The following is an 18,074-nucleotide window of genomic DNA, read 5'->3' on the forward strand; positions in this document are numbered from 1 at the left end:
TCTCTAGCTTAATAAGTGGCTTCTTTCATTTAAGAAAATAATCGAACTTATTAAAATATTTTAATTCTCATTTGACATATAGGAATAATATATTTTAAAATTACTTACAGATTCAATCACTCAAAACTACATAATACAGGCTTACCGGTCAACCGATAGCCTCTAATTGCCAGATACACGTACCATCCGTCTGTGCAATTAGAGGCTTTTATTTTTTTAAAAGCCTGCTGAAAGGAGAAAAAATGGCAGAACTGCAGTTACAGCATGTGTATAAAAAATACGGAAAAGATAGTCTTGCAGTTGATAATTTCAATCTTCATATTCAAGACAAAGAATTTATTGTATTTGTAGGACCTTCAGGGTGCGGCAAATCCACTACCCTTCGAATGATCGCTGGTCTTGAATCGATAACAGAAGGAGAATTGCTTATTAATGGAGATCGTGCAAACGATTTACCTTCTAAGGACCGAGATATTGCAATGGTGTTTCAAAACTACGCGCTTTACCCTCATTTAACAGTTTACGACAACATGGCATTTGGCTTGCAGCTCCGCAAAGTCCCAAAACAAGAAATTGATGAGCGCGTTCGTGAAGCGGCTCGTATTTTGGACTTAGAACCCTATTTAAAACGCAAGCCAAAAGCGTTATCAGGAGGGCAGCGTCAGCGGGTGGCTTTAGGAAGAGCCATTGTACGGAATGCCCAAATTTTTTTAATGGATGAGCCTTTATCTAACCTTGATGCGAAGCTTCGCGTACAAATGCGAGCTGAAATTAGTAAGCTTCATCAGAAGCTGCAGACGACCATTATTTATGTAACCCACGATCAAACAGAAGCGATGACGATGGCAAGCAGAATTGTAGTTATGAAAGACGGAAAAATTCAGCAAATAGGTTCACCTATGCAAGTATATAATGCTCCAGAGAATACGTTTGTAGCTAGTTTTATAGGATCACCGGGAATGAACTTTTTCACAGGAAAAGTAGTGAACAGTAAACTGCACATCAGTGAACATGAGTTTCAACTGACAGAAAATCAAATGCATTCGTTACATGAAAAAGGCTACAACAATCAGTTCGTTACTATCGGAATTCGACCTGAGCATATTACGCGGGCCTCTTCTGATGCTCCTCATATTTCATTACCGGTAGATGTGTCTGAGTTATTAGGAGCAGAGTACATACTATACAGTAGTTTAGGAGACCAGCTCTTTGTGGCTAAAATCTCTGGGGATGAACATATTCAAGTTCATCAGCACTTTCCATTTCATTTTCAAACGAATCATGCTCATTTCTTTGATCAAGCATCTACCAACCGTATTAAAATTGACCAATAACTATCTAAAATGAATTCTATAAGTGGGGGAACTAAAATGAAAAAATTATTAATTCTGTTAGCAATGCTCACCGTGATCATCGCGGGCTGCGGCAAAAACAGTTCAACAAGCGGTGACAGCAGCGACTCTTCTAAAAAAGTAACCATTAACTTTACGCATTGGCGAGGAGAAGATTCGAAAGCTTTTGATTCTATCATTGAGCAATTTGAAAAGAAAAATCCAAACATTCATGTAGAAATGACCGTCTTTCCTTCTGATTCCTATCAATCACAAATTCAAGGATCTCTACTATCTGGAGAAGGTATCGATGTATTTGCTAGTTTTCCAGGAAGTCAATTTGAAACGATTCGCAAAGCAAACGGTTTTGCAAAGCTGGACGACCAAAACTTACTCAGCAAATTTGACGAAAAGCTAATCCAAGCGGGTAAAGCGGATAATACGCAATATGCTCTTCCTTATCAGCTAGTCTATAACATCCCTGTCTATAACAAAGGCATTTTTGAAAAATTAAATTTAGATGTTCCTAAAGATTGGAATAGCTTTTTAAAAACAGCTGAAACATTAAAGAAAAATGGATACACGCCGATCTTATTTTCAGGAGACGTAAGTCCTTCTCAATTTATTAATCCCATGATTATGAATAACGAACCTACAAACAACGCCCTTCATGAAGTAGAAACGGGCAAGCGCAAGCTAACTGATGAATGGTTTACCAAAACCCTATCTCAAATTAAAGAATTAAATGACAAAGGTTACTTCCAAAAAGATGCTCTTGGTACGAAAAAAGAAAGTGCTGCAGCACTTTTTGCTCAGGAAAAAGGAGCAATGCTTGCTCAAGGTTCTTATATGATGGCTACAGTCAAACAGCAAAATCCGAAGATTGATCAAGGTTTGCTTGCACCGATTACAGTGAATCAAGATAAAGCAAAATACGAAGGTGTTCATACCACGACATTCTTATTAGGTGTTGCTGAAAAATCAAAACACAAAGAAGCTGCTGAGAAATTTTTAACTTTCCTTGCAGATCCAAAGATTTCTTCTGAGTATGCGAATGCTACTGGCCAGTTATTAACGGTCAAAGACGTGAAATATGATTCACCTGAACTCAAAGAAAGCGCAAAATGGAAAGACAAAAAAACGGTCTTCCAACCTCGATTTACAATTTTAAATGAGCGCGTATCAAAAGCTGTTGAAACATCTGTACAGGACGTACTATCCGGTATGTCAGCGAAAAAAGCTGCTGAAAAAGCACAAGGAGAGGTAGAACGTGTCGCTAAAAACTAATACGTCTATTCAAGAAGAAGAAAAGAGAACCCCTTCGTTCTCTTTTCCTCTCTTTTCATTTAAAAGTATCTCTAAAAGCCGACATCTATGGTTGTTTTTACTTCCCGGCTTTATCATATATACTGTTTTCTTTGCCTTGCCAACGCTTTCTGCTTTATTTTTAAGCATAACTGATTGGAATGGATTGTCTTCTCAGTTCTCATTTGTAGGGCTTCAAAACTTCAAAGAAATTTTAACAAACGATGCTATTTTTACACAGTCTCTTACAAACAACTTAAAGTTCACAATTGGCGTGCTGATCTTTCAAACGTTATTGAGCTTGGGATTTGCACTTTTACTTTATAAAAATTCTGCATGGAATACATTTTATCGCTCACTCTTTTTTGTACCGACGATTATTTCGTCCGTGTCGATTGCCTTCACGTGGAACTTTATGTATGACCCCAACATTGGAGGAGTTAACCTATTTTTAAGTAAAATAGGCCTTGAGCATTGGACCCAGTCTTGGATTGGAAATGGACATATCGCAATTTACAGCTTGGCTTTTGTACAATTTTGGGCACATACTGGTCAAATGCTTATTATTTTTGTAGCTGGAATTCAAGCTATTCCCAGTGAGTTATATGAAGCTGCTAGTATTGATGGAGCAACACGATGGCAAAAATTCAAGCGCATTACGTGGCCTCTGTTAGCTCCAGCTACGACAATGGTTGTAGCTTATACGACCATACAAAGTTTTAAAGCATTTGATTTAATCATTGCAATGACAAATGGAGGTCCCTCCAACTCAACTGAAATTCTTTCGACACTTCTTTATCACGAAGCTTTTATTAATTTTCGTTTCGGCTATGCCTCTGCCATTTCAGTTGTATTTATGATTGTAATTGCTCTTTTAACGTTTCTTCAATTTCGCGTACTTCGCTTGACCAAAATGTAAAAGGAGATTCTTTTATGAAACAAAACCCATTCAGACAACTGATTTTAGGGATATACGGTTTGATCATTCTGTTGCCCTTAAGCTTGGTTTTATTAACAACCTTTAAAACAACGCCTGAACTTTACAGCAACCCAATCGGATTACCAGCAGGCTGGAATATTGAAAATTATAAACAGCTGCTCGTCAATGAACCCATCTTTGGCTATATTAAAAACAGCGTGATTGTTACCGTCTTTAGCACGTTTTTTATTCTATGGTTTTCAAGCATGATTGCTTATGCTATTATTCAGCTACCTCAAAAGCTTGGATGGATTGTATACGGCTTTTTTGTTTGCGGAATGATTGTCCCTACTCAAGTCAATATGATTCCTGTCTTTTTGCTGATGAATAAGCTTGGACTCGTCAATACGCTAACAGGCGTCATTATCGTCTCCATAAGTTTTTTGCTTCCCATCGGTGTGTTTATTATCACGGGCTTTATGAAAACTTTGCCAAGGGAACTATTCGAAGCTGCTCGCATGGACGGAGCGTCAGAGTGGAAAATATATTCAAAAATCGCTCTTCGACTCTCAATACCATCAATGGCTACAGTAGGAATTTTTTCGTTTGTGATTGTGTGGAATGATCTGTTATTCCCTTTGCTGTTGTTAAAATCTAAAGAAGTAAAAACGCTGCCTATTGCACTATTGGACTTTCAAGGGGAATTTCTGACTAATTACCCTATGCTGTTTTCAGCAGTCGTTCTTTCTTCTATCCCATTATTGATTGCGTACGTGTTTTTGCAAAAGCATTTCATTTCAGGAATGACATCTGGGGCATTAAAATAGCAGGCAAGAAAATCACGTTTCCCTGCCTGCCCCTTTATTCGATAGGATTTTTTTAAAAAGCACGCTGAGGTTTCGGTTTCTCTACTACTAGATGTTGGTAAACGTACATTAAAGCAGCTTTCAACAGAAAGATACCTAGCAAATGGTACTCTTTAAATGTGCCTACCCTAAAAAGCTTTGCACGGCTCATAGCTCGTTGAAAAGGATAAACAAAAAATGTATCTACGATTGCATTTAATAACATATACCTTCCAAAATGGCCATATGTGAACTTTTTAATCCATAAAGAACCTGCTAAAAATGGACCTAAAAGTAAAGCAGCTTCACCTGTTAGATATGGATGAGGAGGATTAGGGAATATCCACCACTTCTTTTTTTCAGCAATATAGCTTTCAACCATAATTAAAAAGGAAATAAACATAGTAGATGATAAATAGCGCTTAATATGCTGTCGTCCTATAAAAGGGATGGTTAACCATGAAAGAAGCATCAGCCCCCCAAAAATCCGTGCTGATCGATTTTTTCTCATTTTATCACCTCTTAGGTTTTAGTATGAGATTTCCCTTTCGTAAGTATGTTAGAAATAAGCTAATCATTTCTCGTTTTAGGCCTGCTATTGAAAAGAAATGAATACATATATTGCCCTGCTACTCGCTCATACTATAAAAAACATAATGGGGTGAGTATATGCATGATTATTATGACGGACTATATAAATACCTGCTTAATGCTACATTTTGGTTTATTTTATTAATTGTCGTGCTCGGTATAGGCATGTTTGGAATGCTAGCTTATCGAGGTTTGAAAAAGAAATAACGTACAAAAGCCAAGCTGGTTTTTACACCGCTTGGCTTTTGTATTTATTGATCGTTGCGTGGAGGACGAGGTCCCCAATATTGATAGTAGTCTGTTTTAATAAACCCGTTAAACAATTTGCGTTTTTTCGCTGCTTTTTTACCGTAGTATTGTTCAAATTGTTCATGAGATGTAAGCATATAAATCGACCACGTATCAAGCTTAGAAAACGCTTCGCCCATTTCAGCGTACATTTTTTCAACAGAAGGACGATCGCTTAAACGTTCGCCGTACGGAGGGTTACCAATAATAATTCCATATTCTTTCGGCGTCGTAAAATCGCGCACTTGCATTTGCTTAAATTGAATTAAATCTCCAAGTCCAGCTTCAAATGCATTTTGCTCCGCTACTTTTACCATACGATGGTCAATATCATGACCAGCAATATCTAGCACTTGGTCGTAGTTCGCTAAGTCTTCTGCTTCTTCGCGCGCTTTGTCCCAAATACTTGCTGACATCCATGGCCATTCTTCTGATAAGAAGTCACGGTTAAATCCTGGTGCAATATTTTGACCGATAAGCGCTGCTTCGATAGCAATTGTACCTGAACCGCAAAAAACATCGACAAACGGACGATCCGCATTCCACGGCGTTAGCATAATTAGAGCCGCTGCCAGCGTTTCTTTTAAAGGAGCTTCCCCTTGCCCAACGCGGTAACCGCGCTTATGAAGTCCTGCACCGCTTGCGTCAATTGTTAATGTAGCAACATCTTTTAATAGCGCTACTTCAATTTTAAACGTTGACCCTGTTTCTTCGAGCCAGCCTGTTGTTTTGTTATAATGTTTTTTCATGCTGTCAACAATTGCTTTTTTCACAATGCTTTGACAATCTGATACGCTGAACAATTTAGATTTAACTGATTTTCCCGATACAGGAAACTGTGCATCTACGGGCAAATAATCTCCCCAATTTAATGCTTTTGTTTGTTCAAAAAGCTCATCAAACGTACGAGCTTTGAACTGTCCAACCTGCACTTTAATTCGATCTGCTGTACGAAGCCATAAATTGCAGCGAGCAATTGCGAGCTCGTCCCCTTCAAAAATAACCTTGCCATTATCTACTTCACAGTCATATCCTAAAGCACGCACTTCTTTAGCGACCAGTGCTTCAATACCCATTGCTGCTGTTGCAATAATTTTATATTTCACCATTTTTCAACCTCATTTTGTTTCTAATTATCTACACTAAGTGTAAAAGTACCATATACATGCGCCGTAGTCAAAGCTTTCTCCGTCTTTTTATTAAAATGCAAAAACTGCTGGCTTTGGATAGAGCCAGCAGTTTCTTCACCTATGTCGCCTATAAATGTGTTTTTAAAAGCTTTTCACTTTAAGATTGCGCAATCGGTTGCTCAACTTGTTTATGAAAGTAAGTATACACGTGTTTCATATGGGTGCAGCGTACATTTTTCAAGCGTTTCATTTTTATCCAACGGATAATTATGAATCAGCACTTCTCTGTTTGAAAACGAGCTCTCTGAAAGAAACTCGAACGTTTGATTTTTCGGTGACATATTACAAATAACAACAGCGGTTTTACCTTCTAATGTTCGCGTATACGCGTAAATAGCGGAATCTTCTTCTGCCAATAGCTTATAAGTTCCATATACTAACACATCATGCTGTTTTCTAATTTTAATGAGCTGTTTGTAAAAATTCAGCACCGAATTCTCATCAATTTTCTGCTCTTCTACGTTAATATCTACGTAATTTGGATTCACCTTCATCCAAGGGGTACCAGTAGAAAACCCTGCATTTCTTTCTATATTCCACTGCATTGGCGTTCTTGAATTATCGCGGCCTGTTTCCCAAATCACTTTCATAATCTCGTCATGTGTATCGCCTTTTTCACGCTGGATACGGTAGTAGTTAATCATACCAACATCATCATAATCGTCAATAGAATCAAACTTAACATTGGTCATTCCAAGTTCTTGTCCTTGATAAATAAACGGTGTTCCTTTCATTAAAAAGTATAGTGCAGCTAAGCACTTTGCACTTTCTACTCGGTAAGCTACGCTGCCGAATTTATTTACAGAACGAATTTGGTCATGATTTTCTAAATATAAAGCGTTCCAGCCGTTGATTTTTTCTAAACCATTTTGCCAATTAGTTAAAATCGTTTTTAACTCGATTAAATCAAGCGGTTTTTCTTCTCCTTTATCCCATAGTCCCATATGCTCGAACTGAAAAATCATATTGAAGTTTCCGCCATCTTCAGCTACCCACTCATCTGCGCTGTCCGATGTTACACCATTTGCCTCTCCAACCGTCATAATATCATATTTGGCAAACGTATTTTCTTTTAGCTCTTTTAAATGTTCTTGAATTCCCGGTCGATTCATATGCCCTTCAAACGATGGCACATAATCTAGTTTTTCAGGGTTCGGTAGGTCTGGGAAGCCGGCCACTTTCTTAATATGCGAAATAGCATCTACACGAAAACCGTCAATTCCTTTATCTAACCACCAGTTAACCATTTCATAAAGCTCATGACGTACTTTTTCATTTTCCCAGTTTAAATCGGGCTGTTTTTTAGAAAATACGTGCATGTAATATTCTTTTGTCTTTTCGTCTAACTCCCAAGCTGATCCGCTAAAAATAGATTCCCAGTTGTTTGGCTCTTTGCCATCTTTACCTTCGTGCCAAATATAATAATCACGATATGGATTTTCTTTAGAAGACCTGGACTCTAAAAACCAAGGGTGTTCATCTGAAGTATGATTAATAACTAAATCCATAATCAGCTTCATTCCGCGATGGTGAACTTCATCTAGCAGCTCATCAAAGTCTTCCATTGTTCCGAAATCTTTCATAATATCTTTATAATCACTGATATCGTAGCCATTATCGTCGTTAGGAGACTGATAAATCGGGCAAATCCAAATGACATCAATTCCAAGATCAGATAAATAGTCTAATTTTGAAATAACCCCTTGAATGTCACCAATTCCGTCGCCGTTTGAATCCATGAAGCTTCGCGGGTAGATTTGATACGCAACAGCTTCTTTCCACCATTTCTTTTCCATGTGCTCAACCCCTCAAAATAGTGCTTTTACGTAAGCGTTTGCCTTTACGCATATCGCTATTTTATAATGAATACATGCAAAAAAATAGGTTTTTCACAAAAAAAATCGTTATTCTCTTTTGAATAACGATTCTCACTGCGCTAATTTGTGTTTAAAGGCGTAGATGACGGCTTGAGTCCGGTCCTGTACATCCAGCTTACTTAACAAATTGCTCACATGTGTTTTTACCGTCTTTAGCGCAATAAATAATTCGTCTGCAATCTCTTGATTTGTTTTGCCTTGTGTCATTAGCAGTAAAATTTCCATTTCACGAGCCGTCAGTTCTTCATGAGGTAAAGACGGTTTTCTCATTTTAGACATCATTTTACCGGTTACTTCGGGCTCTAATACAGATTGCCCCTCATATGTACGGCGAATAGCAGCTGCAATTTCTCCTGCTTTAGACGTTTTTAATAAGTAGCTTGTTGCCCCTGCCTCTAGAGCGGGATATACTTTTTCATCATCTAGAAAGCTAGTGACAATGATCACTTTCGCTTCTGGCCACTGCTTAATCAGTTGTTTTGTTGCTTCAATCCCGTCCATTTCTTCCATGACTAAATCCATTAAAATAATATCCGGGCGCAGCTGAAGCCCTAATTCAACGGCCTGTTGGCCGTTTGCTGCTTCAGCTATTACATGGATGTCTGCTTGAGCCGATAAATACGCTCCTACGCCAATACGAACCATTTCATGGTCATCCACTAACAGTACATTAATCATTTTGCTTCTCCTCTCTTTCTACTAACGGTACTTTTACTTCTAGCTTTGTTCCTTTGTCGGGCAAGCTAATAATTTTTAATAGGCCCCCAATTTCAACTGCGCGTTCGTACATATTTTGCAGACCGTACGATCCGACTTTTTCCTTTTCTACATCAAAACCAACTCCGTTATCAACAATACGTAAAATAATGGAAAAGTCACGTTTAATCAGCAACACATCTAAAGCTGTTGCATTGGCATGACGCAGCGTATTTGATACGGATTCTTGCAAAATTCTAAACAAGTGGTCTTCAATGCCTTTATCAAGTTCAAATCCTTCTATTTTCCAATTTAATTCAAGCGGTACTTTTTGAGCAAGCTCATTCATCAGTTCTTTCATTCCAGCCTGTAGCGATTTTCCTTTTAATGCTGCAGGACGAAGATGAAGAAGCAAAGCCCTCATTTCAAGCTGTGATTGGTTAATCATTTTTTCAACCATCTTTAATTGCTTAGCTTCAGAGTCTTGCAGCCTAAGATTGGACTCCGTAATAGCAGACATAAGCATCGAAGCGGCAAATAGCTGCTGACTAACGGAGTCATGCAGTTCTCTAGCAAGCCGATTTCGTTCCTGAGAAACAATTTCTTGCACTTGCTTTTGCTGATTTTCCACTTTTTCCGTTGCCATCTTTTGAGATTGCTGTGCTTGAAGAATCATTTTATGATCTACTTTATTTAAACGGCTTATAATTCGAGACGTTTCTTGAATAAGCGGTTCATTTGCCGACATATGCCGGTGGCCATTTTCTATTTCATATAATCGGTTTTCAACATATGTCCACTGCTGTCTCCACATAAACCCCATGATTCCTCCAATCACGCTTCCAATCGTAAGGCTCAAACTGAAGGAAAACAGCACAAAAGGCATGCCAAATACGCTTGTTTTCCATAAGTCGCTAAGTTGAAAAACAGGATATGCAAAAAACACGGTAAGGAGCACGGATACAAATACAAAAAAACTTAGGAAAATCCCCCATAATAACTGCCGTTGAAGAATACTCATATCCTTTGCACCTCTAAATCTCCAATCACAACAGTTGTAACAATCTTCACCCTATGAGCAGATTGATCAAATTCCTCTGTTTTGATAGACAAATTTTCATTGAACGAAAAGCCGCGCTGATGTCCAAAAACCGTTACGTTTCCTGCTAGTTTAGAATGATTCACAGATACTTCCGTTTCGTAAGGAATAAGCACTTTAATATTTCCAAACACTTGACGAATAAAAATAACCGCATCGCCTTTTGGCAGAACGGTATTGCTTAAATCAACCACAATGTCGCCCCATACGCTTTGAATATTAATATCATCCCATTCGTATACGGAGTCTTCGGTTCTTTGACTACCAAGAAGTTTATTCGTCAAAACCGGCCGGACCTGCACCAAACTTTGGTTTGGCTGCTGGGTAAATTCGTCAGTTGGTCTGAATTCAACCGGATGCTTTCTTGATTGAATAAATCTAAGTAAAAAATACAGAAAAAGAGCAATAACTAAAAACTTAAAGGCAACCGTATTAAATATATTCAACACAAGCCCAATAACGCCAATCCAAAATAAAATGCGCCCTAGTTTTCTTCTCATTTTTTTTCGCCCAATATACATGAACGCACCGGCAATTAATACAGAAAAGATCAAGCCGCTGTGAAAAAACATAATTTCAATAAACAGGACAAATAAACTGCAAATAAAAATGAACATAAGAGATTCTGTTTTGTTTACGCTTTGCACAGCTCTCTCTCCCTTCTCCTCGTAGATGACATAGCGTTCTTTGGATGCCGCAGGTATCTATTCTCTCACCTTAAAAAGACGCAGAAACCTACGCCTTTTTTAGAATACCATGTTTTATGCAGAAACACTGATTTTTTACGATGATTTTACTCTTTTTTCTAATTCAGCAATCTTGCTGTCTACCGTTTGTCTATAGTAATTTGTATTAATTTGATTTTCAAGCTGGTCAATATAGGTTTCCATTTCGTCAAACTGGCTGTAAGACGTATAAGATGCTTCTGTTTTCATTACTGAATTCATACGATGATGCGCACGAGCAATATTTTCGCGCCCCATTAGTTCCATACGGCGAATATGCATATCTTTTACCTTATGCTTCATTTCTTCATACTTTTGTTCGAGCTCTTCTAACTGCTTGGATGCATCTTCATAAGATTCTTTTACGCGCTTTGCTCTCTCTTCGTAGTGAGCATGTTCTTTTAAAATAAATTCATGTAATTCCGCTTCTTCAGCTGCTTGTGCTACTTGTGCTTGTTCATGGCGCTTTTTCATCATGTCAAGGGCCAGATGATATTCGCGATTAAACTGTTCTTTTAACGTGTGCTGTCGCTCAACAAGCTGCCTTACCTTTTCGGTCTCCTGCTCGCATTGACGCAAATAGTGGTTTAGTGCAGCAATTGGATTTTTTTGTTCTTTGTGATCAAGCAATTGATGAAGGTCTGCAGAAATCGTTTCTTTCATTCGAGTAAATAAGTTTCTCATTTTGTTCATCTCCTTAGATAATAAAGTAAACTTTTATTATTTTTGATTTAAGTCAGCCCACTGACGTTCAAAATGCTTAAACGGATCTTCTTTTTCCGTTTTTATAGGGCTGCTGCTGTTCCACTTTTTATATACAATGTAAAGTACGACTGCTGCGATGATACCAGCAAGGGCCGGGAGGTTTGAAACAGTTGTTAAGAGTACGACAACACCAATAAACCCCCAGAGCCATTTTTTAAAGGGGGTCTCTGCTTTAACAAACCCTTTAAATGCTACGTACAAAATAACCAAGCCAAGTGCAAGCCCTACCATCGGACCGGCATTTGCAAGAAGAACGATAGCAGCTACCACTCCAATCAAAAACAAACCAACTTTTTTCATTTTGTCTCCTCCTTTCGCTTATCTATATACTTAGTTTAAGGATTATGACGTTTTTTCAAAACGAGCTAAAGCTTTATTTTCTCCTAAGACCTGAGGCTGACAACAAGCTCAGTCTGACTGTACAAAAAAATGACAGCTTATGATAAGCTGTCATTTTGACATAAAAAAAGCTCTTCCATTATACGAAGAGCTGGGTTGGATTAAAATATAGTGTATAACAACAAGTGTCGATTGCTTTTCAATAACGTTCTGTAAGCCATGTTTTGTACCATTGTACTGCAAGCGGCTAGCTACCTCGTACTCCGGTGGCAATTATCTATCTACAAAATGTAACCATTTTGTCCTTCCTTCCGTTCAGTTCCTTCCAGAAAGTTCCCCTACCATTATTTGGGTTTCTCGCTCGAGGGGTTTACCTCGTTCCACTCTTACCATTTCTGATAAGACTTCGTCACTGTGGCACTTTCAGAGTAGTCAAGCCATATCTTAAAAAAGACTTAGGCTTTTTCCCCGCCGTTAGCTTTTAACAGCTACCCTAGCTTATGACTTCGCTAGGCACGAACACTACAGACATCGCAGTCTGTGCGAGCATGGACTTTCCTCTACATCCTCATATGTGATGCAGCAATTACCCGAACGTTATTGATAACGACTTTCCTTAGTATAATAAAAATAGGAGTTGAATGCAACTCCTATTTTTAGGTTATTCGTATAATTTACTTCCAAACACATGTTTTTCTAAGTTCGACAAACGTTTTAAAATATCAAAGTTTGTCGTACCCGCTTGCTGCTGCTGTTGAGCCGGCGGCGGGGTAAACGAAGGTTGTTGCGGCTTTTTAGATAACTCTTCTACTTGCTTTTTTAAGCGTAAATTTTCGGTTTGTAATGCTTCAATTTCTTCATGAAATGCTTCATAATCTTTAATAACAGAATCTAGATACTTATCTACTTCTTCTTGATTATAGCCTCTCATGCCTGTTTTAAATTCTTTTTCTAAAATTTCTTTGGCCGTTAAACGGATTTTATCAGCTAACATCTCTATCACCTCGAATACGATAAACCTTATCTTTATTATAATTCATTTTTTCAAAAATAGCTTCAAATGTCAATTTATCTTTTAAAATGTTTCGCCAAGTGGCGTTAAAAAGACGAAAATTTTTCTTCATCCACGATATCCTGTAAGTCGTGAGACGTCACCATTATAATAGGGTATTCTTCTCGTTCAGCACGTTTTTTAGCCGTTTCTAACATATACTGAGGACTTCCTTCGTGCTCTTCGTCGTAAACTAAACAAATACCTTCACTTTTTTCTACTAAAAATTGATTTTTCAACCGAAACTGTGCTGGACTTTCATATTTCTTTTTTGTGATGCTATCTACATAATCTGCTTGACTTAAGACGAATTCATACAATTCTTTATTGACGTCATTCCATTTTTCTTCTTGCTCCAAAAACGGTGTTAAAACAGCTAACTGAAGCTCGGGATAATCGAGCTGAAGATCAAATACCACTTCTGCTGCCCAAATTTCTACTCCTAGCTGGCCGCTAATCAATACCCATTCTAATCCATCTTCTACTAATTCCTGTAATTTTTTATAGAGCGCTTTTTTTATATATGTAATACCTTGATGTTTTTCATTAAAAATGCCAAGTTCGAATGGCTTATAACCGGTAACTGTTAGCACCTTCATTATATAACTCCTTTGTAACAAAATAGAATAGGAACTGATGTAATCAGCTCCTATTAGCGTACATTATCTAAAATACCCTGAATTTGGTCCTTGATGCGCGCCTTTTGTATGACAGCTTCCTTGGCCACAGCCTTTGTGTCCCGGATAACTAGCACCTGCTACTTGACCTGGGTAGCCTGCTCCTGCCACTTGACCTGGATAGCCTCCCATTTGACCTGGATAACCAGCACCTGCTACTTGGCCTGGATAGCCTCCCATTTGACCTGGATAACCAGCACCTGCTACTTGACTTGGATAGCCTCCCATTTGACCTGGATAGCCTGCTCCTCCTACTTGAGTTGGATATTGCTGCGCGCCGCCAAAAAACTGTTGGTTTGAAGTTTCATTTACAACAGATTGCGTTTGCGGGAAGTAATGTACGTGCTTCACATTTGTATGATTCACCAATGTATTATGACTTGGATGAATGTGAGGTACTACTACCTCCTGAGAAGTAAACTGCGTGCAGCATTTTGTTGGATGCACAATTGGTGGCATACATTTTGTTGGTCTTGGATACATATCCTTTTTCCCCTTTCACTGTTTAGTTATTACACTATTACAATATGTGAAGGGCAATGTACATGTACTAAGACAAACACCTATTTTTGACCTACATAAAGGAGTTATACGAATTTTTTAAACTGCTTAAGACAATTACTGTTAAACAAATTAATGCGAAAAATGATACTAAAATCACATTTTTCATGGGGCCTCTCTCCATCTCACCAAAGTTCTATTTTTAAGCTGTAAGAATAAGTCTTACATTGACTAATTTTATCAATGACTGAAAAATAGAACAATATAAAACATCTACAAAAACAAAAGAATAATAATTCTGAATTTTTTAAAATAAATCAGCTGAAGTCTATGCTTTAGCTGATTTATTTTTTAGTCTAAGAAGTCTTTTTTCAAGCGCTTCCTTCGACGTTTTTTTAGTCATTCCTCTGAGTTGATTCCACTTCTCCAAGGCTAGCTCAGTATATAGAAGTGCTTGATGAACATCTTTGAGACGATGCTCATAAATTTTAGCTAGCTCAACCAATGCTTCTATAGCGACGTCACCTTCACATGTTTGAACCAAGGGTTCAAACATGTCCACTGCCTCTTTCCAACTCTTCTCTTTTTTATAATGATAAGCCATCGCTAGCCGAGCTTTTTCATGCTCTTCTTTTTCTTTTTCTGCTACGCCCTGATAAAGAGAGAAAGCGTGCTTGTTCTCCCCTAACTGCTCGTACCACCTTGCTACTTCGTACGTTTCTTTTTCTGTAAACTCCTCACTAGTAAGGAGATGCTTTGATAAATGAATGTATAAGGTAATAAGCGATAAAATATCATGTTCATTATGTTTCATAATATCGAATAAGCCTCTTGGATTCTTCGTTTCAATAAAATCAAAATAAATCATGGGAGCTAAAAAACCTGGAATATCATCAACTCGTTCAATTCCAAGTATTTCTTTTTCGACATTCGCAAGCTTCACCGAACTCATTTTGTGTTTCCACAGCCTTCTTGACGCATGCAGCAAATCAAAGTGACCGAACTTAGGCAGCTTGGGCAAATGATCTCTCAATAGCGTATGGCGAGTCTTCACGTGAGGCCAATCGAAAGATTTCCCATTATAAGTCACAAGCGTCGTATAGTCTACTTCTTTTAAAAAACTTTCGTAAAATGCTACTTCTCCACTTGGCTCCGTTAATATATGCTGACGAAAAACGACGGAATCTTTTAGCACCCTTGCATATCCTAGCAAAAAGATAGTCGTTCCCGTACCTGTACTAAGCCCCGTCGTTTCCGTATCAAAGAAAAATAAATCTGAATATGTGTGGCCTTTCGATGAAAGCGGATGAGCAACTGTAGACCGATTCCATACTTCCACTACTTTTTTCAGCTCATTAAATTCATAATGTCCATGTTTGTAGTCGAGCGGGTAAACCACTTCTCTAATCATACAGTAGCTGTCTTCCGCAAAGTAAGGCACAGCATAATTTCCCTTCCATTCCTGCTCATAGGGAATAGATGCGCTCTTAGGTCGCTGCGGGTTACTTTCAACCGGCGGCTTTGCTTCTGTAACATGAAGATGCTTTTTCATACGGTTTAATTTATTTTTAAAAGACAAGAGTTCACCTACTTTGCAGTTGTTGTAGCAGCACGAGCGCATCGCTTTTTGCGTGTTCTCCCTGTGCTTCCATACCGATACAAGACGGACAGCCGCTTTCGCAAGAACAATTTACAATTAATTGATTGGTTTGACTTAGCACATCATTCATTTGTTCGTACACTTTGTCACTTAGCCCAATGCCTCCCGGGTATCGATCATATAAGAAGATAGTCGGCTGTTCGTTGTGCACCGCTTTTACCTGAGGCACTACATGTAAATCAGACGGATCGCACATCACCATAAGCGGTGCAATTGACTGAAGGGCATTTGCCACGGAAATGAGCGCTTGTTCCAATCGTTGTTCTTCAGATTCGTAAAACTGTTCTTTTTCAAAGCTTAGCCACACGGCATTTGTATGAAGCTCTTCTTCTGGAAGTGAAATGGGACCTGACCCTATGTTTTCATGCGTCTCAAACTTTATTTTTTTAAATATCGTAGCCATAGCGCTGACCATTACATCGCCATAACCAATTGAATATGTTCTCTCCATCCGTTCTTTATCAGCTTCTAGCACCTTTAAGTTAACCGCTAAGTTTGCATCGGTGAAATAGTCTACATCGACTTCACGAACATACGCTTTTTTCTCATCCCAGTCCAAGTATTCTACCTGATACTGAATGCCTTGATGCAAGTAAATCGCCTCATCATGAAGAAGCGTCATGGCACTAAAGCGATCCATTTCTCCAATTACTTTCACATTTGCAACGTCCGATTGATCAATGATGACAACATTTTCTTGGGATGCAGAACGCAGACTGATATTATGAGCTGGGAACGAATCATTCATCCAGTACCATTTGTCTCCGCTAAAATGAATCACTCGCTCTTCTTGCAAAAACTCCAGCACATCTTCAATTTCTACCCCATCAAATGTTTCTCCCTGCTTAAACGGCAGCTCATAGGACGCACATTTTAAATGATCGACTAAAATAACAAGATTATCAGGATTAATTCGAGCTGTTTCTGGGTTTCTGCTAAAAAAGTAGTCCGGATGCTGAATCATATACTGATCAAGCGGACTTGAACTTGCGACCATCACAATGACGGCTTCTCCGTGACGTCTCCCTGCTCGTCCTGCTTGCTGCCAAGCACTTGCAACCGTGCCTGGATAACCTGTCATCACGCACACCTGCAGCTGCCCGATATCCACTCCTAGCTCTAAAGCATTCGTACTGACTACCCCGTAAATACTCCCCTCTCGAAGTCCTCTTTCTATTTCCCGTCGCTGCTTCGGCAAATATCCTCCGCGGTACCCTTGAATAGACTTATTTTGAAACTGGTTTTTTACGAGCTCCTGCAGATACGTTAAAATAATTTCTACTCGTACTCGGCTTCGTGCAAATACAATCGTTTGAATTTTATTTTTCAAAAACTCTCCTGCAATATTTCGCACTTCAAGCGTAGCACTTCTTCTAATGTTTAACGGTTTATTAACAATAGGCGGGTTATAAAAAATAAAATGCTTGCGGCCGCTAGGCGCTCCGTTGTTATCTACTAACATAACATGAGCTCCCGTTAAATGTTCAGCGAGTTCTTTTGGGTTAGCGATGGTGGCTGATGTACAAATAAAGATAGGATTGCTTCCATAGTAGCGGCAAATTCGCTTTAACCGGCGTATAACGTTGGCTACGTGGCTTCCAAAAACACCGCGGTACGTATGAAGTTCATCAATCACAATGTATTTCAGGTTTTCAAACAGTGATACCCATTTAGTATGATGAGGTAAAACAGCTGAATGAAGCATATCTGGATTCGTAATAACAATATGACCTGCTTTTCTTACCTTTTGACGGATATTTGCCGGAGTATCTCCATCATACGTGTAGCTATTGATTGGCACTTCCATTTCTTCAATGATTTCATTTAATTCACTTTTTTGATCTTGAGCAAGGGCTTTTGTTGGAAACAAATAAAGAGCTCTAGCCTGATCATTCTCCATAATACTTTGGAGTACTGGCAAGTTGTAGCACAATGTTTTCCCCGATGCTGTCGGCGTCACAGCCACAACATTCTTCTTAGCTGTCGCCAAATCAAACGCTGTTTTTTGATGCGTATAAAGCGAACCAATTCCTCGGTTCTCAAGTGCTTGCCGCAGTTTCGTATGCAAAGAAGCCGGAAATGGCGCAGTTTTAGCTTCTTTCTCTTCGATTGTATGCCAATGAACAATATTTTTTTGATATGACGGATTCGTTTGCAAGATATCCATTACTTCTTGTAAGTTTTTTCGTATTCTCATTTTCATCACCTGCTTCTA

The 18,074-nt window shown here is 38.6% G+C and carries 18 protein-coding genes and 1 other RNA gene; 5 read left to right on the plus strand and 14 right to left on the minus strand.

The features are described 5' to 3' along the window. The first annotated feature begins 242 nt into the window (after nt 1-242). From AC0KUU_RS13070 to AC0KUU_RS13085, 4 genes are read left to right on the plus strand one after another with little or no spacing between them, the layout of a single operon-like run. Nucleotides 243-1,334 carry an ABC transporter ATP-binding protein gene (locus AC0KUU_RS13070; RefSeq protein ID WP_322551890.1) on the plus strand — a complete coding sequence of 364 codons (1,092 nt, stop codon included), beginning with the start codon at nt 243-245 and terminating at the stop codon, nt 1,332-1,334. A gap of 36 nt (nt 1,335-1,370) precedes the next feature. Beyond that, nucleotides 1,371-2,618, plus strand: coding sequence for an ABC transporter substrate-binding protein (locus AC0KUU_RS13075; protein ID WP_097823962.1), 1,248 nt, complete (start codon nt 1,371-1,373; stop codon nt 2,616-2,618). After that, nucleotides 2,602-3,555: a carbohydrate ABC transporter permease gene (locus AC0KUU_RS13080; protein WP_043979440.1), complete on the plus strand. Its 954-nt coding sequence runs from the start codon at nt 2,602-2,604 to the stop codon at nt 3,553-3,555. The genes AC0KUU_RS13075 and AC0KUU_RS13080 overlap by 17 nt, the downstream gene beginning before the upstream one ends. 14 nt (nt 3,556-3,569) lie before the next feature. Next, on the plus strand, nt 3,570-4,382 hold the full coding sequence (locus AC0KUU_RS13085; protein ID WP_013056150.1) for a carbohydrate ABC transporter permease: 813 nt from the start codon (nt 3,570-3,572) through the stop codon (nt 4,380-4,382). Nucleotides 4,383-4,434: 52 nt separating this feature from the next. Here AC0KUU_RS13085 and AC0KUU_RS13090 read toward each other — a convergent pair whose 3' ends face one another. Beyond that, nucleotides 4,435-4,911: a hypothetical protein gene (locus AC0KUU_RS13090; protein ID WP_237074681.1), complete on the minus strand. Its 477-nt coding sequence runs from the start codon at nt 4,909-4,911 to the stop codon at nt 4,435-4,437. 158 nt (nt 4,912-5,069) lie between these two features. Between AC0KUU_RS13090 and AC0KUU_RS13095 the strand changes: the two genes are divergently transcribed. After that, nucleotides 5,070-5,198 (plus strand): hypothetical protein, encoded by a 129-nt coding sequence (locus tag AC0KUU_RS13095; RefSeq protein ID WP_013056148.1) that lies wholly within the window; start codon nt 5,070-5,072, stop codon nt 5,196-5,198. A gap of 44 nt (nt 5,199-5,242) precedes the next feature. On the opposite strand, the gene AC0KUU_RS13100 is transcribed toward AC0KUU_RS13095, so the two are convergent. From AC0KUU_RS13100 to AC0KUU_RS13160, 13 genes are all read right to left on the minus strand, one after another. After that, nucleotides 5,243-6,388: a THUMP domain-containing class I SAM-dependent RNA methyltransferase gene (locus AC0KUU_RS13100; protein WP_322551889.1), complete on the minus strand. Its 1,146-nt coding sequence runs from the start codon at nt 6,386-6,388 to the stop codon at nt 5,243-5,245. 209 nt (nt 6,389-6,597) lie between these two features. Next, complete coding sequence (locus AC0KUU_RS13105) at nt 6,598-8,265, minus strand: glycoside hydrolase family 13 protein (RefSeq protein WP_162213880.1); 1,668 nt, start codon at nt 8,263-8,265, stop codon at nt 6,598-6,600. Nucleotides 8,266-8,397: 132 nt separating this feature from the next. Then, nucleotides 8,398-9,024 (minus strand): response regulator, encoded by a 627-nt coding sequence (locus AC0KUU_RS13110; RefSeq protein WP_013082360.1) that lies wholly within the window; start codon nt 9,022-9,024, stop codon nt 8,398-8,400. After that, nucleotides 9,017-10,063, minus strand: a complete 1,047-nt coding sequence (locus AC0KUU_RS13115) for a sensor histidine kinase (protein WP_097823965.1) — start codon at nt 10,061-10,063, stop codon at nt 9,017-9,019. The genes AC0KUU_RS13110 and AC0KUU_RS13115 overlap by 8 nt, the downstream gene beginning before the upstream one ends. Continuing rightward, the gene (liaF, locus tag AC0KUU_RS13120; RefSeq protein WP_013082358.1) at nt 10,060-10,788 is read right to left on the minus strand and encodes a cell wall-active antibiotics response protein LiaF; all 729 of its coding nucleotides are present in this window, start codon (nt 10,786-10,788) and stop codon (nt 10,060-10,062) included. The genes AC0KUU_RS13115 and liaF overlap by 4 nt, the downstream gene beginning before the upstream one ends. Before the next feature lie 135 nt (nt 10,789-10,923). Beyond that, entirely contained in the window at nt 10,924-11,550 is a 627-nt protein-coding gene (locus AC0KUU_RS13125; RefSeq protein WP_013056142.1) for a PspA/IM30 family protein, read from the minus strand. A gap of 36 nt (nt 11,551-11,586) precedes the next feature. Continuing rightward, complete coding sequence (locus AC0KUU_RS13130; RefSeq protein ID WP_322551888.1) at nt 11,587-11,931, minus strand: lmo0954 family membrane protein; 345 nt, start codon at nt 11,929-11,931, stop codon at nt 11,587-11,589. 247 nt (nt 11,932-12,178) lie between these two features. Continuing rightward, nucleotides 12,179-12,568: RNase P RNA component class B (rnpB, locus tag AC0KUU_RS13135), an RNA gene on the minus strand. A gap of 63 nt (nt 12,569-12,631) precedes the next feature. Beyond that, nucleotides 12,632-12,964, minus strand: a complete 333-nt coding sequence (gene gpsB, locus AC0KUU_RS13140; protein ID WP_013056140.1) for a cell division regulator GpsB — start codon at nt 12,962-12,964, stop codon at nt 12,632-12,634. A gap of 104 nt (nt 12,965-13,068) precedes the next feature. Continuing rightward, nucleotides 13,069-13,620 (minus strand): SLOG family protein, encoded by a 552-nt coding sequence (locus tag AC0KUU_RS13145; protein WP_043979456.1) that lies wholly within the window; start codon nt 13,618-13,620, stop codon nt 13,069-13,071. 63 nt (nt 13,621-13,683) lie between these two features. Then, entirely contained in the window at nt 13,684-14,181 is a 498-nt protein-coding gene (locus AC0KUU_RS13150) for a spore coat protein (protein WP_043979458.1), read from the minus strand. A 346-nt stretch (nt 14,182-14,527) separates the two neighbouring features. Beyond that, a complete protein-coding gene (locus AC0KUU_RS13155) occupies nt 14,528-15,778 on the minus strand; it encodes a ribonuclease H-like domain-containing protein (protein WP_322551887.1) in 1,251 nt (416 codons plus the stop codon). A 4-nt stretch (nt 15,779-15,782) separates the two neighbouring features. Continuing rightward, entirely contained in the window at nt 15,783-18,056 is a 2,274-nt protein-coding gene (locus AC0KUU_RS13160; protein ID WP_322551886.1) for a DEAD/DEAH box helicase, read from the minus strand. Nucleotides 18,057-18,074 lie beyond the last annotated feature (18 nt).

The organism is Priestia sp. ST2 (assembly GCF_055810735.1).